This window comes from Herminiimonas contaminans, assembly GCF_015645465.1.
In the GTDB taxonomy this organism is placed as follows: domain Bacteria; phylum Pseudomonadota; class Gammaproteobacteria; order Burkholderiales; family Burkholderiaceae_D; genus Oxalicibacterium; species Oxalicibacterium contaminans.
The window spans coordinates 34,495-57,065 of the sequence record NZ_JADOEL010000015.1; the positions used below are offsets into that span (position 1 = coordinate 34,495).

The window sequence follows — 22,571 nt, forward strand, 5'->3', positions numbered from 1 at the left end:
GCCAAGGAAGGTTGACGGTTGATATCGCCGAACAAATATACTATGGCGGCTGGCCGGGGGGCAAGCCGCCCGCGCCTTGTTCAATCGCGCGAACAATTTTTGTAATGGTGACTTGAAATCGTTCCACCGAATGCAGTGCGGTGTTTGCAACGGCGATATGCTGCTTCGCTACATCCAGCATTGCCGTTAGCCGTTCCCTCAGCAGCCGTTCTGGTAACTTCTCCTGTCCGTCTGGAGGAACCTGTATCCAAGGTTCAAGCGTTTCACAGAGCCGACGCTGAATCTTGCAGATCGAATCACCGGGCACCTGATTTATCCATTGGCGGCTCTGAGACACTTCATGCGTCTCGCCTATCAACTTGTGCATATTCAAGCTTGCCTGAGCCGCCTGTCTCGCCACGCCTCGGAGAAAGTCTAAGCCGCCTCCAATACTCTTGGATGACAGCGGCACCAAGGTCGCCGAATTTTTATCCAGATTTCCCAGCAGCGAGCGTATGGTCTCGGTGACGTTCGCACTTTCCGCCATAGCTATCGTTGCCAGCCGCAGTACACATTCCAAAATCTTGCCGCTACATTCGATGAGAATGAATGCTTGCATCGCTATGTGGCCCGTGTCAGGGAGACGGCCCGAGTGTAATGGAAGGTCCGGGTGTTGGTGCGAAGAATGCGAGGACACGATCGAGCCTCTCAATGTCTGCCGGGAACCAAGGCCCGGGTAGGACCGGTTTCGGTGGAAAGCAGCAAGAACGAATCGGGATTGCTTTCCACTCCGCGCCTTGCGAATGCTTGGTCGAGCTTGAATACGTGAACCACTTCCATCAGGGCCGCTGCTTGATCCTGCAGCGCTGCTGCCGCGCCCGCAGCTTGTTCAACCAGCGCGGCGTTCTGCTGCGTCACCGAATCCATCTCGTTGATGGCTTGATTGATCTGCTGGATCCCGGACTCTTGCTCCATACTCGCGGTAGTGATCTCGCTCATGATGTCGGTGACGCGTCGCACCGAGGCGACTATCTCTTCCATCGTCGCGCCTGCCTGGTCAACTAAGCGGCTCCCGGTTTCCACCTTTTCAACCGAATCGTCGATCAGCAGTTTGATTTCTTTAGCGGCGCTGGCGGAGCGCTGCGCTAAGTTCCTTACTTCGGAGGCAACGACGGCAAATCCGCGTCCTTGTTCTCCGGCACGAGCTGCTTCAACCGCAGCGTTAAGCGCCAGTATATTGGTCTGAAAAGCGATCCCGTCGATAACGTCGATGATATCGACGATCTTCTTCGCTGAATCGTTGATCGATCCCATCGTCTCCACGACTTGGGCGACGACCGCGCCGCCCCGAATCGCCACGTCCGAAGCAGAGATTGCAAGTGTGTTTGCCTGCTTTGCATGCGCGGCGTTTTGCTTCACGGTCGACGACAGCTGCTCCATCGACGACGCGGTTTCCTCCAGCGCGCTCGCTTGCTGTTCTGTGCGCGACGACAGGTCCAAGTTTCCAGCGGCAATTTGACTCGACGCGGTCGCAATCGTATCGGTCCCTCCTTGAACCCGCCCGATATTGCAAGAGAGCCTGTAGCACATTTCTTTCATAGAGAAGAGCAGGCTGCTTTTGTCGCTCTCCTTGGTTTGCACGTTCATCGTCAGGTCGCCGGATGCCACAGCCCTGGCAATGCAGGCGACATATTCCGGCTCGCCGCCCAGTTGCCGGGTGAGGCTACGGGAAATGGATAACGCGATCACCGCTGCGATACCAATGGCGATGCTGCTAATTACCGCGAGCATGAAGTAAGCCGCCTTGATGATATGCTTGACCTCCGCTCCCCGGGCAATTGTCGTCTGTGTCTGCTGCTCCGAAAGCGCGGTAATCGGCGCCTGAAGCGCCGCTAGAATCGGGATCGTCCGCAAAATCAGCTCCGAGCTTGCTCCAGCAGTATTGCCCTGCTCAACCATCTTTTCCACCAGAGTGAAAGATTCCACATAGCTGGCGCGCTCCTTCGCAATGGTAGTCAGCAGTGCTTTGCTAGCCACCGCCTGGTCTAGCTGTGATGTTTCAATAGGTTGTTGTGGTTCATTCGGATTGGATTTGAGACACTGGAAATCGCCAAACCCCCAGTTCTCAAGGAAACCAACCGAATGAACATCCATAAGAATGCCCGATTAACGCTGATTCGTCGAGTCGAGATGGTCGAAGACGTCCTGCATCACCGCCTGCCGCTCTGCCAGGCCGCTGTCCGCTATGCCGTGAGCGAGGCGACCGTGCGCAAATGGCTGGGGCGCTTCCTTGCCGAGGGCCGCGAAGGCTTGATGGATCGCTCGTCGCGTCCCGCACACAGCCCTTTGGCACTGGACGCGGGCAAGGCGCTGATCGTTGTCGAGCTACGCAAGAAGCGCATGACGCAGGCCAGGATTGCCCAGTACCTGCAGATATCGAAGGCGACGGTCAGCCGTGTGCTGACGCGTGCCGGCCTCTCCAAACTGAGCGATCTCGATCCCGTCGAGCCGGTGCAGCGCTATGAGCATGCGCAACCGGGCGACCTGATTCATATTGATACCAAGAAGCTCGGACGCATTGAAGCCACCGGTCATCGTGCGACAGGAAGCCGGCGCGACCGTACGCGCGGCGCCGGATGGGAAGTCTTGTTTATCGCCATTGACGACCATGCCCGCATCGCCTTCACGGAACTCTACCCTGACGAAACCCAAGAAAATGCCAACCGTTTCCTCGCCAATACCCACGCCTATTTCTGCGCGCTCGGGGTGCGCCCCAAAGCCTTGTTGACCGACAACGGTTCAGCCTTTCGCTCCAGGTCATTCAAGGCGACTTGCAGTCAGATCGAAGTCAAGCACCGCTTTACGCGGCCATATCGACCGCAGACCAATGGCAAGGCCGAACGCTTCATCCAGTCCGCCCTGCGTGAATGGGCTTACGGCTTCGTTTATAACAACTCACTGGAACGTGCCCACATGCTCAAGGAATGGAATCATCACTACAACTGGCACCGGCCGCATCAGGGTATTGCTGGCAAGGCACCGATGTCACGGCTCGGATCTAGTCCGAATAACCTCTTGCAACTTCACATCTAGCGCACCCAGCGTCGCCAGCGCTGACGTGATCTTTTCCTTGTTCAGCGCAACCTGGCTTCGAATCTGCCCGGCACGCGCGGCATCGTTGTTGATCACCAGTTCCAGCGTCGCTAATCCGTTCGAGCGCATCAGTATATCCACGTGGCTGATGGCGTCAGCGATCACCCGGTCTTTATCAATCAATGTCTCCGCTACTTCATCCACGGACTGGAGTCGCGTGATTCCGATCAGCACAACAAAGATCATCAGTAGTAAAAGCACGCCGAATCCAAACGCCAAGCGACCTGCTACTGTCAGTTTTTTACGAAACATTATCAGCCTCCATAAGCTATCTTTTGGATTTGAGCCTAGATGGCTCAAACGCCTGCCAACGTTCGCTTGGCGCCACTTGGCGTTTGGCCTGGATTAGACCGGCAAACTACATGACTCAATCATATAGTTTAGCCAACACCCACTTGGAATGTCAACCCATGACCCGTCGCGATTGCAGTTCTGTTTCTATTCTGACACGGAAGAAAAGTGCTATGCGGCAACGTTACCGCCCTCGCCAGCAACGAAGCAAGGGATACAAAATCTTGCACATGCATGACTGGGGCATATAATTATGCTATAGTGGTCGATGCGACGAAACAAGTTGCTTCATCAACCTCTGGATGATCGCTCGCACTTCAGTACCAATCTCTAAACTGGAAGGGATTTTCCTATGGCTTACGCTAAGACCGAAGAGGCCGTTCGACGGCTAACTCCGGAGCAGTATCGGGTCACGCAAAAAAGCGGGACCGAACGTGCAGGAACTGGAGAATACAATGATCACAAGGAGGTGGGCATTTACGTGGACATCGTTTCGGGAGAACCGCTTTTTGCGTCGTCCGACAAGTTCGATTCCGGATGCGGGTGGCCTAGCTTTACCAAGCCGATCGTCCCGGCAAACGTGAATGAAATACGCGACACGTCGCACGGCATGACCCGTGTGGAAGTGCGCTCGAACTTTGGTGACAGCCATCTGGGGCACGTGTTCAAGGACGGCCCGTCCAACCGAGGGGGGCTGCGCTACTGCATTAATTCGGCGTCTCTCCGATTCGTGGCACGTGAGAACATGCAGGCCGAAGGTTACGGAGACTACCTCGATCAGGTGGGGGATATATGAGCCGCAATCGTGCAATACTTGCCGGGGGCTGTTTCTGGGGCATGCAGGATCTGATCCGCAAGCGCCCTGGTGTCCTGGGAACGCGGGTTGGATATAGCGGCGGAGACACGCCGAACGCGACCTACCGCAACCACGGCACCCACGCCGAAGCGATCGAGATAGTGTACGACACCGACGTCACCGACTATCGGGCCATTCTGGAGTTCTTCTTCCAGATTCACGACCCGACAACGGTAGATAGGCAGGGGAACGACAGGGGAAGTTCGTACCGTTCGGCGATTTTCTACGTAGACGAGGATCAGCGTCGCGTTGCGGAAGCTACGATAGCCGACGTGGACGCATCCGGCATTTGGAACGGCAAGGTCGCCACGCAGGTCGAGCTGGCGGGTGCCTTCTGGGAGGCGGAACCCGAACATCAGGACTATCTGGAAAGACGTCCGAATGGTTATACCTGTCACTTCATTCGTCCGGATTGGGTTCTCCCAAAACGGGCGGCGGAGTGACTCACCGACAAGGCCCGCAGCAGTGGAGGCGGCTGGTGCGCCCCCCCTGCTGCACTGGTCAGGGATCGCCGACTCGGCACCAATGCCACCCTTGGCAGCGATGATTAGTCAGAAACCGATTTGAATCGGAAGAGTTCAATCAATGCGCGAAGCGGTGCCGACCTATGGCGACTTCCGGAATAATATAAATGAAAGCCAGCGCCGGGCGGGCACCAATCTTCAAGCACCCGCACAAGGCGGCCCTCCGTCAGGTGTTCAGCGACGACATCCTCAAGTATGTATGCGAATCCAAGCCCCTCCAGCGCAAACTTGGCGATCAGGTTCGTGTCATTGACCGTGATCGCGGGGTCAACCCGTATCTCCAATGTTTCGCCGCCGCGCGTAAACGTCCAACGATGGACCGCCCCATCATGGCCCCAGCGGTAGTTGATGCATCGGTGCTCGTGCAAGTCGTGCGGCGTCGCAGGTAAGCCTCGCGACGCCATGTACATTGGAGATGCCACCACGGCCGCGCGCAGGTAGGGTGTTAATCGTACAGCGATCATGTCGCCATGGACATGTGCCCCGGACCGGATACCGGCATCGAAGCCTCCGGCGACGATATCGGCCATGCTGTCGTCAATCACCAGGTCGAGGACACAACGGCGCTCGCAGGTGGTGGCCGGTGCTGGCTCGGATCGAAGGCATGGGCGGCGAAGCTGCGGCGATGACAGCGGGCCTCGCGAATGAAGCCGAGGTCGCGGCCCTGATCAAGGTGTTCGAGCGCATTGGCCCCTGGATGCCTCCTGCCGCATCGCGGCCACATGCGAAATGCTAGCTCGCGCCATCCTCACAAGTTCCACAGCTTCTTCCTGGGCGCGAAGTTGAAGGCCCGCAAGCACCCCAATCTCGATTTTTGTCGCGATTCTTGCGTTAATACTATATGATTCAGTCACACATATCGTGCCAGAAGTCATAAATCAGGAGAACTACAGTGCGTTTATTGTCTCGCATGGCGACCGTTTGCTTGGTAGCGGCCACTCTTTCTACCGGCGCTTTGGCTGCCGACCGTGCCACCCCTGGGGAAGCGATAGCAATGGCTACCAAGGCCGCTGCCTTGATCAAATCGGCAGGCAAGGAGAAGGCGTTTGCCGAGATATCTGATCAAAAGAACATCAACTTCCATGATCGCGATTTATACGTTTATGTCTACGACATGAACGGTGTGGCTCTGGCGCACGGTAACAATCCCAAGATGGTTGGCAAGAACCTGCTTGAGTTGAAAGATCAGGAAGGAAAAGCGATGATTAAAGAGATGATCGCCACCGCAAAGAGTGGCGATGGGAAGGGCTGGGTTGACTTCAAGTGGCCAAACCCAACTAGCAAGACTATCGAGCAGAAATCGGGATATGTCATCCGCGTGGACGACATGTTGGTTGGATCGGGTATCTATAAATAGCGCTTACGGTTACTTCCCCGCTTCTCCGAACTAAGCTGTCGTTCGGGTTGCATTTCATAGAGTTGGCGGTAGAACAAAACTCCAGATGGCAGAAACCGACGCGTTCTGACAACCGGCGTTACGAATTAGTATGGCTGACGAAATGACTATAAAGACACCACGAACACTTGCGCCGTCCCATCCCCCCCCGTTTCGAGCAGTCCCCTGGAGTGACTCAACCCAAGTATGCCCTTGTTGCGATGGCGAGGCTCACGTGATTTTGGGTGGAATCTTTGCACAAAACGGGATTCGCGCGGTTTATCTCGTGAGCTGGACACGAGATCGACCGCAGCATGTCCCACATATTGATCTCATACTTGGTCCTTGGGGACTTGACAGTCAAGCAAGTGCCAGAGTCCTTGTCACGCTAGCCTATCGCCGAAAACCGCAAGGCGGACGATTCGTTCAAATCGATAGTGAGAAACGCCTGGCGAACAGCCCGCTATATTGCGGCCGAGCACTCGCTGCCAGAGAGGCCATACCTTCACCTTTTTCGGAGGAACTACCCCTATTTATCGACGCGATATGGGAATCTGGGCCATTCATCAACGAAGCTCTCCCTTCACATACATACAACAGTGGCCGGAGCCAAGGATAGTAGTTGTCGAGCATGTTTGTTCAGGCGAGTACCCTTTGCTGCGGTCGACGACCTCGGCCACCGGTTCGCAGTTTTCAAGGGCGTTGATCTTGCCGGCGATCTGCCGCACGCTGTCGTGCATCACGGCGAGCACCGAAATACGCGGAATGCTGGCGAGACGCGCAAGCACGACGTCCACTCAGGCTGATCAGCCACCAAAAATGCATGACCAAGGCATGCAATTGGTATATAGTAATCGCCATCTATCGCGAGTCCGCGTTATCGAAATTGCTCGCAATTGGTGCATTGGCATGTCCTGGCTATTCGGGACGGCGGCAACTGCCAGCATTGCCTTTCGACGTCCAACTCCCTCGATTACGGGCAACGTGATGAGCCAAACAGAGTTTAAGTCTTCGTCCGAACAAGCGTCCGCCAATACTAGCTCCGTTCTCGAACCCGAAATAGTTGGCATGGCTGTGATCACCTTACATGAGCGCCCACGCAGTGCCCTGGCCGTGCTGAGATCGTTTTCGGGGGCCGACAAAATCCTGGTGGATTGGTCTCTAGAATTTGGCGGCACCTTAGATTGCGAATTCGAGATCACCTACAGCGACGGGCACAAAGTCAGCGGAATGTATCGCTTCGTGCGCAAAGGCTCGGCAAAACCCGCTTTGACCAGGTACCTGCGGGCAGTTGCATTGGCGGCGTGCAGGGGCGAACCCTGCTCGCTCGTAACAGGGCTGAAGGCAAGCAATTTCGTTTTCCTTGATCGTTATGAAACCAACGATTTGCCTATGCCGGAAAGTGTCCGCGCGGCGCTGTATCAGGCGATCTCTCACAGCGCTTCAGCCTGCGCAACGCTGGAGCCAATGCCTGATGTGGGGTGACGGCCGCCCTCCATTGCCGATGGAGGCTTATTCGTCTCATGTTGCCATCGACGCCGACTCGCATAAGAAGGAGCAAACTCTCCTGCTGCGGTCCGCGTGCGCAACGGCGGCGTTGTCGCTGCTGAGCATCCTGCTGGGACTGATATCCGGCGCGCAGTCGATCGTCTTCGATGGAATGTTCGACGCCATCGATGTGGCCATGACGCTGCTCGCGTGGCACGCCTCGCGCCTCATCGCCCGCGGCGCCGACTGCCGCTTCCAATTTGGTTATTGGCACCTGGAGCCCATCCTTTCGCTGGTCAGCGGCACGGTGCGCATTTTCGTCTGCGCTTACGGGCTGCTGGGTGGCGTCAGCAGCCTGATGAGTGGTGGCCGGGTAATTAGCTACGACATAGCGATCATGTATGCAGCGGTAAGCAGCTGCCTAAGTGTGGCGGCCTTTTTGTACATGCAGCGGTGCTGCCGCGGGCTTGAATCGAGACTGCTTGAATCGGACACCTGGGGATGGCTTTTTGGCGGGCTGATGAGCGGAGGCCTCTGCGTTTCCTTCTTGCTGGCGCGCGCTCTGGAGGGTAGCAATGCGGCTTGGCTGATGCCGTACATCGACCCTGTCGTGCTGATTTTACTGACGGGCGGGATGCTGCCCTTCCCGATCTCCTCGATCTATCGGTCAGGCCGCGAGATCCTGCAGGTGGCACCGGCCGACCTCAACCGGCAGGTGCGCGCAGTCGCCGGCAAACTGGTGACCAGACACGGCTTTATCGACCATCAGTCGTACGTCGCCCGGATTGGCCGGGCGCGGTTTATCGAAATCGGGTTCATCACGCCGATGGATTGCGACGTCTTCACCGTGGCGGAACTCGACGCAATCCGCAGCGAAGTTGCGGTAGAACTGGGTGGACTGCGCACTGCGGACTGGCTGACCGTCTACTTCACGGCCGTCCGCCGCAGGAGTCTGGCCGATCAGGGGTAGCAAGCAATCCAAAACAAGAAAACCTACATGACTGAAGCATATAATTAATGTATAGTAGTCTTAGTACAGGGACAAGTTGTCTCATCAACCTCTGGATGGAAATGGCCAAGAATTGGTAGATTGTTCACCAACAATTGATCCTTCACACTTCAGAACCACTCGCCTGATCGGAAGGAATTTGCTATGGCTTACGCTAAGACTGAAGAGGCCGTTCGGCGGCTAACTTCGGAGCAGTATCGGGTTACGCAGAAGCGCGGAACCGAACGTCCAGGAACCGGAGAATACAACGACCACGAGGAGACCGGCATTTACGTGGACATCGTGTCGGGAGAACCGCTATTCGCCTCGTCCGACAAATTCGATTCCGGCTGCGGCTGGCCCAGCTTCACCAGGCCGGTCGTTCCGGCATACGTGAATGAGCTGCGCGACACGGAGCACGGCATGATACGCACCGAAGTGCGGTCGACTTTTGGCGACAGCCATCTCGGTCATGTTTTCTCCGACGGGCCAAGCGACCGAGGGGGGCTGCGCTACTGCATCAATTCGGCTTCGCTCCGCTTCGTGAAGCGTGAGGACATGGAGGCCGAAGGTTATGGAGCCTACCTCGATCAGGTGGAGGAACAATGAACCGCCATCGCACGATACTGGCAGGAGGCTGTTTCTGGGGCATGCAGGATCTGATTCGCAAGCGCCCGGGCGTGCTGGAAACGCGGGTTGGCTATAGCGGCGGCGACACGGTGAACGCCACCTATCGCGTCCACGGCACCCATGCCGAAGCGATCGAAATCGTATACGATGCCGACGTCACCGATTTCAGGGCCATCCTGGAGTTCTTCTTCCAGATCCATGACCCGACTACGGTAAATCGGCAGGGAAACGACATGGGCAGTTCCTACCGCTCGGCGATTTTTTACGTCGACGAGGATCAGCACCGGGTAGCACAAGAGACGATCGCTGATGTGGAGGCCTCCGGCCTTTGGAAAGGCAAGGTCGCCACTCAGGTCAAGGCAGCGGGCGTCTTCTGGGAGGCGGAAGCCGACCATCAGGACTATTTGCTGAAACGACCGAACGGTTATACCTGTCACTTCGTTCGGCCCGATTGGGTGCTACCGAAACGGGCGACGGGTTGACGATCGCCAGTAAGCGCAAGCAGCAACGGGAGATCGGCTGATCGGCTGATCTCCCGTTCCCCCGGCACTGGCCAGGGATCGCCGCCCACTGATCCAGTGTCTCCCGATAGCGGCCGGTCGCAGCGATCCGGAAGGAAGAACTTCCGGGGCGAACGCTATAGTCCGTGGGACGAGTTATCTCATCAACCTCTGGATGGAAATTGCTCATGCTCGCCCGACAAAAACAAGAAATCACCGCCCTGTTCCAGGCCGCCCTGGCAGCTGTATTGGCCGGCACCGACGTCGTCGGCACCGTTGTGTTGGAGCGTCCGCGCGACCCATCGCACGGCGACGTGGCCTGCAACGTCGCCATGCAACTGGCCAGGCAGCTGAAAATGAATCCGCGCGAACTGGCCGCCAAAGTGGTCGAGGCGCTGCTGGCCAACCCGGCGGGCAAAGGCCTGGTGGAATCGGTCGACATCGCCGGACCGGGCTTTATCAACCTGCGCGTGACCGCCGCCGCCAGGCAAGCCGTGATCAAGGCCGTGCTGGCACAAGGCGCAGACTACGGCAGCAGCGACGTTGGCGCGGGCAAGAGCGTCATTATCGAATTCGTCTCTGCCAACCCGACCGGCCCGCTGCACGTCGGCCATGGCCGTCAGGCCGCGCTGGGCGACGCGCTGTCATCGCTGTTCAGCGCCCAGGGCTACGACGTGACCCGCGAATTTTATTACAACGACGCCGGCGTGCAAATTCAGACCCTGGCCAACTCGGTGCAGGCGCGCCTGCGCGGCCATAAGCCTGGCGATGCCGCCTGGCCCGAATCGGCGTACAACGGCGACTACATCGCCGACATCGCCGCCGACTTCAGCGCCAGGAAAACCGTGGCTGCCTCAGACGGCTCGCCGGCGGCGGCTTCGGGCGACGTCGACGACATCGACTCGATCCGCCGCTTCGCCGTGACCTATCTGCGCAACGAGCAGGATATCGACCTGCAGGCCTTCGGCGTCAAGTTCGACAACTACTACCTCGAATCGTCGCTGTATGCCGAAGGCAAGGTCGACGCGGCGGTCGATATGCTCAACAGATCCGGCAAGACCTACGAGGAGGCGGGCGCGGTGTGGCTGCGCACCGAGGACTACGGCGACGACAAGAACCGCGTCATGCGCAAGTCCGACGACAGCTACACCTATTTCGTGCCGGACGTGGCGTACCACATCGTCAAGTTCCAGCGCGGCTTCGGCCAGGCGATCAATGTCCAGGGCGCGGACCACCACGGCACCATCGCCCGCGTACGCGCCGGCCTACAGGCGGTCTACCTTGGCATCCCGCAGGGTTTCCCCGACTACGTGCTGCACAAGATGGTCACCGTGATGAAGGACGGCGCCGAGGTGAAGATATCCAAGCGCGCCGGGTCCTATGTGACGGTGCGCGATCTGATCGAATGGTCCGGCGGCGGCGACATCGAAAAAGGCCGCGACGCGGTGCGCTTTTTCCTTATCTCGCGCAAGGCCGACACCGAATTCGTGTTCGACGTCGATGTGGCGCTGAAGACCTCGGATGAGAATCCGGTGTATTACGTGCAGTACGCCCACGCCCGTATCTGCCGCATGCTGGAGCAGTGGACCGGCGCCGAAGCCGACTTGGCCGGCGTCGACCTGTCGCCGCTGACCGCGCCGACCGAGGCGGCGCTGCTGGCAACGTTGGCGGCCTATCCTGAAACGCTGGCGCGCGCCCAGGCCGAGTTGGCCCCCCACCAGATCGCCTTCTATTTGCGCGACCTGGCTGCCGACCTGCACAGTTTCTACTTCGCCGAACGCGTGCTGGTCGACGACGCGGCGCTGAAAGCGGCGCGCATCGCGCTAATGGTCGCCACCCGCCAGGTGCTGCGCAACGGCCTGGCACTCATCGGCGTCTCGGCTCCTCAAAAAATGGAACGCGAGAGGCCTGCCGCGCAATGAGACGGCAGGGCTTGTTACGACGGCGCGTTCGGCATGGTCATGACGTCGAGTGCGCGCAGTTCGGCGACGGCCGGCTCACTCATCCACAACGCCGCCAGCATCGCCTGGATGCGGCTGGCGTCCGGCGCCGCCGCCAACGTGGCGGGAGTAAGGGCATGCGCCCCCAGTGGCAGAGCCGCAGCCGGCCGGCCGGCACCATCGATCACGACCAGCTCGCCGCCGCCCGGCCGGGGCTGGTAGCGTAGCGCCACCAGCCGGCGCTCGCCGGCGCGGCCGTCTTTTCCCCATGGCCCGACGATCAGGTCCACGTGCGCCGGATGGTCCGGTGCCGCGCCTGCCCAATGCACAAAGTAGACAGCGCAGACCGCGTCGGTGCTGGACACGCCGCCCCAGGCCAAGCTGCTGCGCCTGCCGCAGCAAGGACATGCGCCCTCGCTTTCGCGCCAGCGGTTTGCGGTGAACTCTGTTACAAGCAGCGGTGCCGATTCTCGGCTTGGGCGGCGAGCGCGTCGTTCCGAGCATCGGCGCCCGTATGCGTCAGCTCTGCCGCTTCCGGCCCCACTCCTAGGCTTCTGCATAGACGAATTGAAGGTCGCGACCGCCGCTGGCAACGACTGAGGTACTGCAAAGAACTTTTTCTGGAGCCAATTCACTTCCTTTCATGGTACAGGGCAAGATTCTCCAAAGGTCGAATTGCCGTACTATACCGCAATTATATGCGTGAGTCTTATAAATTCCTGCCAGCCAGCCACCATCCGGTCCGCGCCCAAGGCTACGCCAACAGCCCATGGGGCCAACGGTGACAGGCTCGGAGTGGAAAGCAGGAAAGACGGTGTCACGGTCAATGCGTAGGCTGCAGCCAGACTGCGACTAGATGTAGCGGCTTGCAGTCGAAAACGCTCGGACCAGGTTGCGGGCCAGACCCTGCTCGACGATACACATTACGGCAAGGCGTACCCGGTAATTCGAACGCGCGACGTCGTCTCCGGGCCGCTGCAAGCAGGTTTATACCGGGATAGTGCGCCGGGCATTTGCCAGATTTGCCGCCAAATCAGCCATTGTCTGGTGCTCGTGCGCGACCCATGCCGGTTGACCAGGGCCGCTTCTCCACGATTCAATGAGAGGGCTGTTATCGACCGTGTCGAAGCCAAACTGGTCATACAGCCGTGTGACAAGCTCCACAGCATGCGGAAAATTGCTCGATACGGATAAAGCGTGCCGGCCCGGTGTACCTGGAGGCTTTGCTAGAAGAAACAGTCGAGGCGCTTGGATATGCGTGAACGCTTTCACCACCATTGAGGTCGGTAACTGTTCCTGGCGAAGTTCGTGAACCGTTTTCATACCGGAATCGACAATCGGAAAATTGCCGTCACGCCAAGCCATGTAGTTGTTCGTATCAATTACGACTTTCCCTGCCAGTTGTTTTACCGGCATGTCATTTGTCAGTTTCAGCGGCACGGCAATCACAACGAAATCGCCTGCATCTGCAGCCTCGGCGGCTGTCCCGGCATGTGCCAGTGGTCCAAGTTCAGCGATCAGGCTGGCCAACGTCTCCGGACCGCGGGAGTTGGCGATCACCACCGAATAGCCGCTGGCGATGGCCGCCCGCGCGATCTGGCTACCGACCTCGCCGGCACCGATAATGCCTATCGTCATCATGATAAATGCCTGTAGCGTGACGCTTTTGTCATCGATATTTTGCTTGCGAACATATCTTGTTCTCCTGTTTTCAGACTTTTGGCCGAAAGGCCGACACTCGGAGACGAGAGACGGCGACGATAATCAGGCGCCGAACGCGCCGTCTATTGTGTGCATTGCCCCGGTGACGAACCCAGCCTCCGGTCCGGCAAGCCAGGCCACCATGCCTGCTACCTCTTCCGGCCGCCCGAAACGCTTGATGGCCATGAAGCTATGCATGAGGTCTTTCATCGGCCCGTCTGCAGGGTTCGCATCGGTATCGATTGGGCCGGGCTGCACGACATTGATCGTGATGCCACGCGGACCGAAGTCGCGCGCAAGCCCTCGCGCCAACCCTTGCAAGGCGGACTTGCTGAGTGCATAGGAGGCCATGCCTGCGACAGGCATCCTGTCGCCATTGACCGACCCGATCACGATAATGCGTCCACCCTCAGGCATCTGTCGCGCCGCTTCCACCGCGGCGTGATATGGCGCATGCACGTTGATGCGGAAGAGCCTGTCGATTGCGTCCGGGTCCTGATCGAGCGCATCGCCGAAAATTCCGATGCCGGCGTTCACCACGAGAATGTTCAGCGGTCCACTCGCGCGCACTTGCGCGATTACGGCATCCCGGTCGGCACTATCCGTCATGACGGCCTTGCTACCCGTAGCCGCTGCCAGTTCATGCGCGGCTTGACCGGACTGGCCATACGTGAACGTAACAACCGCACCCTCTGCCGCAAAGCGGCGGACGATCGCAGCACCGATGCCACGGCTACCACCGAGAACTAATACAGACTTTCCTTGAAACGAAGACATGAGACATTCCTTGGCTATTAATGTAAGATGAACTACATAATATATGCAGCTGAAATTTTTCGTCAAGGATTATGTAATGTCGACTACAAATATTTCCAAGCCGCGGGGACGTCCGCGCACCTTCGATATCGACCAAGCGATTGCCATCACCCAGCATCTTTTTCACGCTCACGGCTACGACGCAGTCGGCATCACAGATATTACGCAGGTCCTTGGCATCAATCCGCCCAGTTTTTACGCCGCATTTGGCAGTAAAGCAGGCCTGTACGCGCTTATTCTCGCGCGTTACGGCCGCACCAACGCGATTCCGCTGGAGACCCTGCTTCTTCCGGATCGCCCTGTTGCGGCGTGTCTGAGCGCTGTGCTTGATGAGGCGGCGCGCCGGTACGGCGCCAATCCGGCGGCCGCTGGCTGTCTCGTGCTTGAAGGTATTCATACCAAGGACGCGGAGGCGCTTTGTGCGGCCCGTGGCGCGTACACTGCGGCCGAGGCAGCGATACGAAGCTATATCGCGGAGCGCTATCCCGACAAAGCCGAACAACTGACCGATTTTGTCAGCGTGACAATGACAGGTCTCTCCGCGCAGTCTCGCAACGGACACAACGTGGAGCGCCTGCTTGCAACGGCCCATCTTGCAGGCGTGGCGCTGGAACAAGCGCTGCCGAAATGACGCCAAACCACGGTAGCGTCGGCTGCCCATCCGCTCCCGAAGATTAGGGACCGCATCTCGAAGCAGGAATTGGCGCGACATGCCCAGCTCGTCCTCACTGACCTCGCCAAATCGATTTCTGTGGAAAAGCACAGCATCAAGCTGGCGACCTTGATCGCGGCACTCTACTACGACCTGTCGCAGGATAAGCAGGTGCAGATCCCGAAACAGGGAGAGCGCCGTGAGCGCGAGTTGCAGGAAATTGTAAAAAAGGGCAAGCGGCCGGTAGCACTGTTCATCGACGAAGCGCACGACTTGAACGGCCACACGCTTATCGGCCTCAAGCGCTTGATGGAGGTCGTGGAGGACGTCGGCGGCCGGCTTTCAGTGATCCTGGCCGGCCACCCGAAGCTGCGCAATGATTCCGCCGCCCGACGATGGAGGAAATCGGCTACCGTACCGATGTATTCAAGCTGGATGGCATTGCCGGTAGCCAGCGCGACTACATCCATTGGCTGCTTGCCGCCAGCACCGGCGGCAAGGTCGAACCAATAGATATTTTTACAGCTGAAGCGATCAACATGCTGGCCACCAAGCTACGCACGCCGCTGCAGGTTCAGTTCGACGCCAAAGCGGCCGAGATACGGGCTATGTTTAGCAACCAGCTCGAACCGAAGCGCACGGCCGAGATCCGTGAGCGCATGCTGGCTGCGGGCTTGCCCATTTAGCGCCCGCATCACGGACTATCTGCGTCGCCCGGTCACTCACAATTATTGTCGGTCCACGTCGATGGAATGCCGGTCCAGCCGGATGATTGCAGGTTCATTCGCAACTAACTCTGGTTTGCTGTACGCGCTGGAAGCAATTATCTCTGGTCGAAAAAGCCGCTGAATGCTGGTCGGAGCGTTTTGGATTGCAGGCCGCTACAACTAGACGATCGGGCTGAAGGAATGGGCTGCTATCATAGCGGCTGCAACGTTTGGTCCGGGTGCCGGCGGAACAGATGTCTTAAGAGTCATTGTTCCATCCATCCTCAAATAAGTGCATAATACACATACTTTGAGGAGCTTCGCCATGTCAAAGATTTTTTTTATGGATGCACGTTTGCGGACGGCAAACCTGCTGGGCGCGCTGAGCTTGGCCATCACCGATCGCCTGGTAGCCGAACTGAAGGAGCACTCACGCCAGAACGACACGTCGGCATCCGCACTGAATGTGATCGGCTATGCCGAAGGCTGCACCAATGGACAGTTGGGCGCCGCGCTGCAACTGTCGCACTCTGCAACCGTGCGCCTGCTGGACAAGCTCTCCGAGGCCGGTTTCGTCGAGGTCCGGCCGGGACTGGACAAACGCGCCGTTGCCATTTACTTAACCCAGGCCGGGCGCGAGCGAACGCGCAACGTCGTGCAGGCACGCAATCACGCATTGGCGGAGTTAATCGACATGCTCGGACCGCAACAGCGCGCACAGCTGGACGGGATTGCGGAAACGCTGCTTGGACATATGACGCAGGGCTCGCTGGATGCCATGCACACCTGCCGCCTGTGCGATGAACGAGTATGCCCCCAGGAGCGGTGTCCGGTGCACCAGAAATCTTGCTGCACGTAGTTGGTGCGGGGAGCGTATGATCGAAGTTTCGCCACCACGGCTATTGCTCTACTGCCAACCAGTTATTTTTAATTTATGAATCTTATGCAAGCAAGAAACGTGTTTGGAGCTGTCAGCTTGGCGCTGGCGGATGAGATACTCCATGACACGACCCTCCATGCCCCGGAAGCCGGCCCGGCCGGATCCGCGCTGGCCCTGATCGGGCACCGCCCGGGACTCTCGATCCGCACCTTGGCCGAATCGGTGGCGCTCACCCACGCCGGCGCTGTCCGGCTGGTCGACCGCCTTGAATCGGAAGGCCTGATCGAACGGCGAACGCATGCCACCGATGGCCGCACGCGTGCCTTGTACCTGACTGAAGCCGGCGAAAAAGCCAGCTCGTCTGTCCTTCAGGCACGCGACAGTGTGTTGGAGCGCGGATTCGCCGCTCTAACAAAAGATGAACAGCAAATGCTGGGACAACTGGCCGAGCGCATGCTGCGGGCGGCGGTGCGCGACGAGGACCATTCCGTTCGGGTCTGCCGCTTGTGCGACATCAGCAGCTGTCCGGATTGTCCAGTCGACGCCGAGCTTAAATCCAGGCAGTGCGCAAGCGCTGCATAGCGCTCGCCTTTGATTTACTTTCCAAAACCGGTTGCCCGCCGCTTGCGCCACTATGCCGGAGCGCGGCAACGGGGTTCGCAAGGAACGGCGTTCCCAGCAGCTTCGGCGTAATCTTACCCTCGCTGCCGGGCGTCGGCTTTCCGCCTCCAGACCGGCTTGCTACGGCCAGCTACGCGGTGGCAGCGCTCTGGTCCGGGCTCTGGTTCGGCGATACCGCCCTTGCGGCCGGTGATCCGTCCATTCCCGCGTAGGAACAGCAGTTCCCGGACCGCGTCGCGGCCGTCCGAAGCACCTTTCTGAGCCCATGGACTCGCCTGCGAGGCGAAGCAAGTTTCCGACGTTGCAGCCGCCTTCTGGCCGTCGACACGAGCGATTCTTTCGCCTGCCGCCCGCTTGAGGACGCGGCGCCGACTACAGATTCACAGGTCCGGTTATGCCTCTCTGGTCACGAGGATAAATTTCGATAGCAGTAGTGCCAGGCATGTTATATAATCGAGACATATAATTATGTAGTGCACAAGTTGCCGGCCAAGTGAAAAAACTACAAGTCAACTAACGACTTAACTCATCAGATGACGCGTATCGTGGGCGCAAACGGAATCAGTCAAAGTGAGCGTCAGTCACGTCGCCCACTGTTTTTCAACCACACCAAGGAGTTCAGAATGACCACCATCAACGTTCCCAGCCGCGAAGAAGTCAGTGCAAACAACCAAGCCATTTTCGACAACCTCAAAAAAGGCTTTGGTATGGTCCCCAACCTGCTAGCCACAATGGCCCACTCTGAGAACGCGCTTGCGACCTACGTGGCATTGCAAGGTGCCAAAAGCAGTCTCACAGGCAAAGCAAAAGAAGTTGTCAATCTCGTCGTCAGCCAAGTGAACGAGTGTGCGTACTGCCTTGCCGCGCACACAATGGTCGGCAAAATGAGTGGCTTCAGCGACGCGGACCTCATCGAAATCCGCCAAGGCTACGCCAATTTCGATAGCAAACTCGACGCGCTCGCGCGCCTGGCCAAGGGCATCACGCAAAGCCGCGGTCACGTGGATCAAGACTTGCTCGATGCATTCTTTGCCGCAGGCTGGACCAAGGAAAACCTAGTCGATACCATCATTGCGATCGGCGACAAGACGGTAACCAATTACCTGCATTCGTCCACCAAGATTCCCGTCGACTTTCCTGCCGCCCCGCCTCTCGCGTGAGTTGACAACGCCGTTTCCCCTTTTCCGTACATTCACGAAACACCCGCCATGGCATCCCCGTAGCTCCCAATCACAGCAGGTGATCTGCAGCTAACGGGCCCATCGAAAAACTGTCATTCCGCATCGGCGGACCGCCACGTAGGCGGGAATCCGTGACCCGCATCCTGGCGGGCGCAGCATAGGTTCCCGCTGTTACCCTCAAGTGTTGTTCTTCAAAGTAGAAGCCGCTAGTACCACTTTTCAATCGGAGCAGACTGCCATCCATGAAGACTATACGCACTGAAGTCGCCGTCATCGGCGCAGGCACCGCCGGAATGACCGGCTATCGCGCCGCCAAGGCGGACGGTAAGCAGACCCTGCTGATCGAAAGCAATGTCTATGGCACCACATGCGCCCGCGTCGGCTGCATGCCGAGCAAGCTGCTCATTTCCGCTGCGGACGCGGCGCACATGCTCCAGGCGGCGCCGACGTTTGGCGTGCACCCCGGCGCGGTTCGCATCGACGGCAAGGCGGTGATGGCGCGCGTGCGAAACGAACGGGACCGATTTGTCGGGTTCGTGGTCGAAGGCGTCGACGCGTTTCCCGCCGAGGACAAGCTGCACGGCCACGCGCGCTTCCTCAGCCCTACCCGGCTGCAAATCGGCGACCACACGCTGGTCGATGCGGAGCGCTTCGTAATCGCCACCGGTTCCACGCCGATCGTGCCGGATGATTGGGGGGCGGCCGGTCCGCGCGTGATCACCAGCGACGACGTGTTTTATTGGGACGATCTGCCGGAATCGGTGGCCGTCGCCGGCACCGGCGTAATCGGGTTGGAGCTGGGACAAGCGCTGCACCGACTCGGCGTGCGCGTGACCGTATTCGGGCGTGGCGCCAGCGTGGCGCAGTTGAGCGATCCAGAAGTGCTGGACTTGGCCCGCAGCGGCATGAGCGACGAGTTGGACATGCGCTTCAGAACCAAGCTGGTCAAGGTCGAGCCGAAGGGCGACGGACTCGCCATCACCAGCGAGGACGCCAACGGCAACCGCCAGACCGAGCATTTCAGCTATCTGCTGTCGGCCATCGGCCGTCGTCCGAACGTCGACAAACTGGGGCTGGAGCACACCGGCCTGGAGCGCGACCATCACGGCATCCCTCTGTACGACATGCTGACGATGCAATGTGGTACCTCCGCCATTTTCATCGCCGGCGACGCCAACGACGAGATTCCGTTGCTGTCGGAGGCTGCCGATCAAGGCCGCATCGCCGGCGACAACGCGGCGCGCTGGCCCTTGGTCCGTCCGGGCCTACGCCGCACGTCGCTGGCAATCGCCTTCACCGATCCGCAGATCGCGACCGCCGGCGCAAGTTTCGCCGAGTTGTGCGTCACACACGCCGGCCGTTTCGCCGTCGGCAAAGTGTCGTTCGAGAATCAGGGCCGCAGCCGCGTGATGCTGCAAAACAGCGGCATGCTGCGGGTCTACGCGGAATTTAACAGCGGCCGCTTCCTCGGCGCCGAGATGATTGGGCCACGTGCGGAACACATCGGCCATTTGCTGGCTTGGGCGGTACAGGCCCGTATGACGGTGGATGCCATGCTCGACATGCCCTTCTATCATCCGGTGGTTGAAGAAGGCGTGCGCACCGCATTGCGCGACTTGGCGCACCGCCTCGCCAACGAGTCGATACACGATGATCCTTGCGTAGATTGCACACCAGCGCCCTGATCTGCGTTGTGAAGTCAAAGATGGAAAAGTCGTCCCGTTATGACCGGAGGGCAGTTACTCGCCAGGGCAGCACCGTACAGCAAGTGGGTGCTGCATTTGCTTCCTGAGGCCCGCAAGTCTATCGGCATGCGGGACCCGTATCAGACAGGCGCCAGTGGTCCGGTGCCGCCTATGTCCGAGGGCATAACCATGGTAAACCGGGTACCTACCGCAGGAACACTGCTAACGCGGATCCTCCCTTGCAAGGCGACAGAAACGAGGTTGTACGCAGCATGCAAGCCGAGTCCGCTGCTGCCCTGGCCAAGCGTCGTGGTAAAGAAGGGGTCGAAGATTTGCTCCAGATGCTCGGGGCGAATCCCACAGCCATCGTCTTCGACGGTGAGTTCGATGACATGGGGCTTCGTTCTGGCGGCGATGATGATCGTGCCCTCTTGGCGATCTCGAAAACCATGGCGCAGCGCGTTATCAATCAACTCGGATACCACGTCGTTTAAAGCGCCAGCATGTCCGTTGAGTGTCATTGACTGGGGCACCCGGTTCTGGAACCGGTAGTTGAATTTTCTTGTCCTCTTGGAGGATATGGCGGCTTCAATGACGTCGCGCAAATCGAACCTGCACGCGCGAAAGCTGGAACGATCAGCGCTGATTTGCTTGAAATCAGTTACCAACTTGGCCGCCGCACCTAGATTTCGCATCAAGATTTCCGCGCCGGTGCGTAGCGCTTCAATAAAGCTTGTCATCTCACTTCGGGAAATTCCCCGCAGCGACCTATCCCGCAGTTCATCGAGCTGATGCAGTACGGTACTGGCCGCCAGCAGGCAATTGCCGACCGGTGTGTTGAGCTCGTGCGATACACCCGCTACCAGGCAACCCAGCGCTATGTTTTTCTTCATGATCACTAGCTCGGATTGCATCTGCCGAAGAGCCGCCAGGGATTGATTCAGTTGAGCGTTACTGCGGCGAAGTTGCACCGCATCGGCGAGGTAGCGCTCGTTGTCCGTGCGAAGCCGCATGTAGCTTTGCTCAAGACGCGTGTTTTCTTCGACTAGCTCTGACCGGCTCAACTTATTTGTTTGCATGGCATACCTCGACTAGATGACGTTTTCCGCAAGTCCACGCCGTGGCGGCACAACGCCGCCATTGAGCGCACTGCGCTGCCGATGTCCATCGGCACAAGGCGGGGGGGCCCCGTTCGGCAAACACCCCCTGACCGAGCCGGACGGCAACAGCAGTCGCCCGGCAACGGCCCCGGGATCAGTGCCGTGCGGCTTTCCAGCTTGTCAGTGCGGTTCGCAACAGCACGCTGGAGGCGGCAAGCAACACGAGATCCTTCAGCAGGAATTGACCTATCGGCGCGGAAATCGCCGGGAATCCGCCCGCAGTCGGCTCCGCCACTCCGGGAGTGCTAATGAAGAACGTCAGCGTCAGAGCGTAGGTAGCACACGACATTGCAGCTCCCAGCACCAGGGCCACGCGGTTGAAGGCGCCGGTGGCCAACGCGGCAGCAGTGGCCAGTTCAATCGCGCCGATGACGCCGCTGGCCCCGCGCACACCAAACAGACTGTGCAGCCAAGCCATGATTGGACTATTGGCGATAAATGGCGCGATGCCTTCCGCTTCGTAGTTGGTGAACTTCATCGAACCGAACCATAAAAAGACAACAAACAGGGACCACTGCAGCAAGGCAGTGTTGCTAAGGGCAAACTCTTTGTGCGGCGTCATGGCAAGCGTATCGTTGGTTTTCATGGGTAGCTCCTGAGGTAAGAAGTGGTAGGCCCGCCTTCGGCGAAGGCGGCGATATCGAAAATCCAAAACGCTTCTGCCGTTTCGGGGCCGTTCTTGTCCAAATGCTCGGGTTTGATAAAATGTAACGCGTTTAACATAAAAATCCCAAATATATTTATGCGGCATGCATATAATAGAGCTTTTCCGATCTAGGAGCAAGAACAAATGAATGACAATCACACGCGCCTGGCCAACCTGCTGGGCGCCCTGGCTACCGGCATCTCGGACCGCATTCGGGTGGCCGCGGCTGAACAGACCAACTTGGGTGGTGAGGCGGCAGCCGCCTTGGTCGTCATCGGCCACAAGGCCGGCCTGTCGATCGATCAACTAGGGCGGGTACTGAAACTCAGCCACCCCGGCACGGTACGGGTTGTGGACCGGCTGGTCTCTGCGGGCCTCGCAGAACGCAAGTCTGCCTTGATCGATCGCCGGGCGTTGGCTCTGCACCTGACGCCGGCGGGCGAAACCGAGCGTGCAGCGGTGCTCGAGGGCCGCCGTGCCGCCATTTGCGCCGTGCTTGGCCACATAGCCCCTTCGGACTATCCGGTCCTGGAACAGCTCGTTGAGAAAATGCTCGCCAGCCTGCCCTGCGACGCCACGTCAGCATTGAGCGTCTGCCGCTTCTGCGATCAGCACGCGTGTTCCGCTTGTCCGATGGATCAATTTGACGCGAGTGGTCCGCAAGCCAAATCAGGTAGCCTGGCTCGACCCGCAAGCGCTATTTCTAAGGAGCAAAATCCGACCTGAATTCTGTTACATTATGAGCCAACGGTACGCTTTTGCACTTCCACGAGGTTCGGGCATCCCTGCCCCGGGCTT

At 58.7% G+C, this 22,571-nt stretch carries 26 protein-coding genes and 1 pseudogene; 17 read left to right on the forward strand and 10 right to left on the reverse strand.

The annotated features are described in order from the left end of the window. Nucleotides 1–40 precede the first annotated feature (40 nt). Both IXC47_RS15615 and IXC47_RS15620 read right to left on the reverse strand, forming a co-directional pair. Nucleotides 41–598, reverse strand: a complete 558-nt coding sequence (locus tag IXC47_RS15615; protein ID WP_195876228.1) for a hypothetical protein — start codon at nucleotides 596–598, stop codon at nucleotides 41–43. A gap of 89 nt (nucleotides 599–687) precedes the next feature. After that, the gene (locus IXC47_RS15620) at nucleotides 688–2,133 is read right to left on the reverse strand and encodes a methyl-accepting chemotaxis protein (RefSeq protein ID WP_195876229.1); all 1,446 of its coding nucleotides are present in this window, start codon (nucleotides 2,131–2,133) and stop codon (nucleotides 688–690) included. Between IXC47_RS15620 and IXC47_RS15625 the strand changes: the two genes are divergently transcribed. Then, nucleotides 2,122–3,072 carry an IS481 family transposase gene (locus IXC47_RS15625; RefSeq protein WP_195876230.1) on the forward strand — a complete coding sequence of 317 codons (951 nt, stop codon included), beginning with the start codon at nucleotides 2,122–2,124 and terminating at the stop codon, nucleotides 3,070–3,072. The two genes, IXC47_RS15620 and IXC47_RS15625, sit on opposite strands and share 12 nt — an antisense overlap. Here IXC47_RS15625 and IXC47_RS15630 read toward each other — a convergent pair. Beyond that, nucleotides 3,025–3,384 (reverse strand): MCP four helix bundle domain-containing protein, encoded by a 360-nt coding sequence (locus IXC47_RS15630; RefSeq protein ID WP_195876231.1) that lies wholly within the window; start codon nucleotides 3,382–3,384, stop codon nucleotides 3,025–3,027. The genes IXC47_RS15625 and IXC47_RS15630 overlap by 48 nt on opposite strands. Nucleotides 3,385–3,775: 391 nt before the next feature. Between IXC47_RS15630 and msrB (IXC47_RS15635) the strand changes: the two genes are divergently transcribed. Continuing rightward, nucleotides 3,776–4,219, forward strand: coding sequence for a peptide-methionine (R)-S-oxide reductase MsrB (gene msrB / locus IXC47_RS15635; RefSeq protein WP_195876232.1), 444 nt, complete (start codon nucleotides 3,776–3,778; stop codon nucleotides 4,217–4,219). Beyond that, nucleotides 4,216–4,722, forward strand: coding sequence for a peptide-methionine (S)-S-oxide reductase MsrA (gene msrA / locus IXC47_RS15640; protein ID WP_195876233.1), 507 nt, complete (start codon nucleotides 4,216–4,218; stop codon nucleotides 4,720–4,722). The genes msrB (IXC47_RS15635) and msrA (IXC47_RS15640) overlap by 4 nt, the downstream gene beginning before the upstream one ends. A gap of 104 nt (nucleotides 4,723–4,826) precedes the next feature. Here the strand turns inward: msrA (IXC47_RS15640) and IXC47_RS15645 are convergent, their stop codons facing one another. Next, nucleotides 4,827–5,348, reverse strand: coding sequence for a LysR substrate-binding domain-containing protein (locus IXC47_RS15645; RefSeq protein WP_326838416.1), 522 nt, complete (start codon nucleotides 5,346–5,348; stop codon nucleotides 4,827–4,829). 347 nt (nucleotides 5,349–5,695) lie between these two features. Between IXC47_RS15645 and IXC47_RS15650 the strand changes: the two genes are divergently transcribed. Then, nucleotides 5,696–6,160 carry a cache domain-containing protein gene (locus IXC47_RS15650; RefSeq protein WP_326838417.1) on the forward strand — a complete coding sequence of 155 codons (465 nt, stop codon included), beginning with the start codon at nucleotides 5,696–5,698 and terminating at the stop codon, nucleotides 6,158–6,160. Between the two features lie 584 nt (nucleotides 6,161–6,744). Here IXC47_RS15650 and IXC47_RS15655 read toward each other — a convergent pair. Beyond that, entirely contained in the window at nucleotides 6,745–6,975 is a 231-nt protein-coding gene (locus tag IXC47_RS15655; RefSeq protein WP_195876235.1) for a hypothetical protein, read from the reverse strand. Between the two features lie 112 nt (nucleotides 6,976–7,087). Here IXC47_RS15655 and IXC47_RS15660 point away from each other — a divergent pair, with 112 nt between their 5' ends. The 5 genes from IXC47_RS15660 to argS all read left to right on the forward strand — a co-directional run bounded on the left by IXC47_RS15660 (nucleotide 7,088) and on the right by argS (nucleotide 11,706). Beyond that, nucleotides 7,088–7,663 carry a hypothetical protein gene (locus IXC47_RS15660; protein ID WP_195876236.1) on the forward strand — a complete coding sequence of 192 codons (576 nt, stop codon included), beginning with the start codon at nucleotides 7,088–7,090 and terminating at the stop codon, nucleotides 7,661–7,663. Continuing rightward, the gene (locus tag IXC47_RS15665) at nucleotides 7,653–8,636 is read left to right on the forward strand and encodes a cation diffusion facilitator family transporter (protein ID WP_230089600.1); all 984 of its coding nucleotides are present in this window, start codon (nucleotides 7,653–7,655) and stop codon (nucleotides 8,634–8,636) included. Before IXC47_RS15660 ends, IXC47_RS15665 begins: the two co-directional genes overlap by 11 nt. 183 nt (nucleotides 8,637–8,819) lie before the next feature. Next, nucleotides 8,820–9,263, forward strand: coding sequence for a peptide-methionine (R)-S-oxide reductase MsrB (gene msrB / locus IXC47_RS15670; RefSeq protein WP_195876237.1), 444 nt, complete (start codon nucleotides 8,820–8,822; stop codon nucleotides 9,261–9,263). Then, nucleotides 9,260–9,766, forward strand: a complete 507-nt coding sequence (msrA, locus tag IXC47_RS15675) for a peptide-methionine (S)-S-oxide reductase MsrA (RefSeq protein WP_195876238.1) — start codon at nucleotides 9,260–9,262, stop codon at nucleotides 9,764–9,766. The genes msrB (IXC47_RS15670) and msrA (IXC47_RS15675) overlap by 4 nt, the downstream gene beginning before the upstream one ends. Nucleotides 9,767–9,972: 206 nt before the next feature. Further along, the gene (gene argS, locus IXC47_RS15680; protein ID WP_195876239.1) at nucleotides 9,973–11,706 is read left to right on the forward strand and encodes an arginine--tRNA ligase; all 1,734 of its coding nucleotides are present in this window, start codon (nucleotides 9,973–9,975) and stop codon (nucleotides 11,704–11,706) included. A 14-nt stretch (nucleotides 11,707–11,720) separates the two neighbouring features. On the opposite strand, the gene IXC47_RS15685 is transcribed toward argS, so the two are convergent. The 3 genes and pseudogenes from IXC47_RS15685 to bdcA all read right to left on the reverse strand — a co-directional run bounded on the left by IXC47_RS15685 (nucleotide 11,721) and on the right by bdcA (nucleotide 14,202). Next, nucleotides 11,721–12,104, reverse strand: a complete 384-nt coding sequence (locus IXC47_RS15685) for a hypothetical protein (protein ID WP_195876240.1) — start codon at nucleotides 12,102–12,104, stop codon at nucleotides 11,721–11,723. 607 nt (nucleotides 12,105–12,711) lie between these two features. Then, nucleotides 12,712–13,416: pseudogene (locus IXC47_RS15690) on the reverse strand (NADPH-dependent F420 reductase); the annotation flags it as partial. A gap of 72 nt (nucleotides 13,417–13,488) precedes the next feature. Continuing rightward, complete coding sequence (bdcA, locus tag IXC47_RS15695; RefSeq protein WP_195876241.1) at nucleotides 13,489–14,202, reverse strand: SDR family oxidoreductase; 714 nt, start codon at nucleotides 14,200–14,202, stop codon at nucleotides 13,489–13,491. A gap of 76 nt (nucleotides 14,203–14,278) precedes the next feature. On the opposite strand from bdcA, the gene IXC47_RS15700 reads away from it, so the two are divergent. The 7 genes from IXC47_RS15700 (at nucleotide 14,279) to IXC47_RS15725 (ending at nucleotide 19,967) form a co-directional block, all read left to right on the forward strand. Next, nucleotides 14,279–14,872, forward strand: a complete 594-nt coding sequence (locus IXC47_RS15700) for a TetR/AcrR family transcriptional regulator (RefSeq protein ID WP_195876242.1) — start codon at nucleotides 14,279–14,281, stop codon at nucleotides 14,870–14,872. A gap of 192 nt (nucleotides 14,873–15,064) precedes the next feature. Continuing rightward, nucleotides 15,065–15,406 carry a hypothetical protein gene (locus tag IXC47_RS19535; RefSeq protein WP_326838420.1) on the forward strand — a complete coding sequence of 114 codons (342 nt, stop codon included), beginning with the start codon at nucleotides 15,065–15,067 and terminating at the stop codon, nucleotides 15,404–15,406. Further along, entirely contained in the window at nucleotides 15,289–15,579 is a 291-nt protein-coding gene (locus IXC47_RS19415) for a hypothetical protein (protein ID WP_230089601.1), read from the forward strand. The genes IXC47_RS19535 and IXC47_RS19415 overlap by 118 nt, the downstream gene beginning before the upstream one ends. Before the next feature lie 346 nt (nucleotides 15,580–15,925). Beyond that, nucleotides 15,926–16,459, forward strand: a complete 534-nt coding sequence (locus IXC47_RS15710) for a MarR family winged helix-turn-helix transcriptional regulator (protein ID WP_230089602.1) — start codon at nucleotides 15,926–15,928, stop codon at nucleotides 16,457–16,459. 117 nt (nucleotides 16,460–16,576) lie between these two features. Further along, complete coding sequence (locus IXC47_RS15715) at nucleotides 16,577–17,062, forward strand: MarR family winged helix-turn-helix transcriptional regulator (RefSeq protein WP_230089603.1); 486 nt, start codon at nucleotides 16,577–16,579, stop codon at nucleotides 17,060–17,062. Between the two features lie 662 nt (nucleotides 17,063–17,724). Continuing rightward, nucleotides 17,725–18,261 carry a carboxymuconolactone decarboxylase family protein gene (locus IXC47_RS15720; protein WP_195876244.1) on the forward strand — a complete coding sequence of 179 codons (537 nt, stop codon included), beginning with the start codon at nucleotides 17,725–17,727 and terminating at the stop codon, nucleotides 18,259–18,261. A gap of 263 nt (nucleotides 18,262–18,524) precedes the next feature. After that, entirely contained in the window at nucleotides 18,525–19,967 is a 1,443-nt protein-coding gene (locus IXC47_RS15725) for a dihydrolipoyl dehydrogenase (protein WP_195876245.1), read from the forward strand. Between the two features lie 140 nt (nucleotides 19,968–20,107). On the opposite strand, the gene IXC47_RS15730 is transcribed toward IXC47_RS15725, so the two are convergent. Both IXC47_RS15730 and IXC47_RS15735 read right to left on the reverse strand, forming a co-directional pair. Next, complete coding sequence (locus tag IXC47_RS15730) at nucleotides 20,108–21,046, reverse strand: sensor histidine kinase (RefSeq protein WP_195876246.1); 939 nt, start codon at nucleotides 21,044–21,046, stop codon at nucleotides 20,108–20,110. Between the two features lie 175 nt (nucleotides 21,047–21,221). Continuing rightward, on the reverse strand, nucleotides 21,222–21,713 hold the full coding sequence (locus IXC47_RS15735) for a YkgB family protein (RefSeq protein ID WP_195876247.1): 492 nt from the start codon (nucleotides 21,711–21,713) through the stop codon (nucleotides 21,222–21,224). Between the two features lie 204 nt (nucleotides 21,714–21,917). Here IXC47_RS15735 and IXC47_RS15740 point away from each other — a divergent pair, with 204 nt between their 5' ends. Beyond that, nucleotides 21,918–22,499: a MarR family winged helix-turn-helix transcriptional regulator gene (locus IXC47_RS15740; RefSeq protein WP_195876248.1), complete on the forward strand. Its 582-nt coding sequence runs from the start codon at nucleotides 21,918–21,920 to the stop codon at nucleotides 22,497–22,499. The last annotated feature ends 72 nt before the right edge of the window (nucleotides 22,500–22,571 follow it).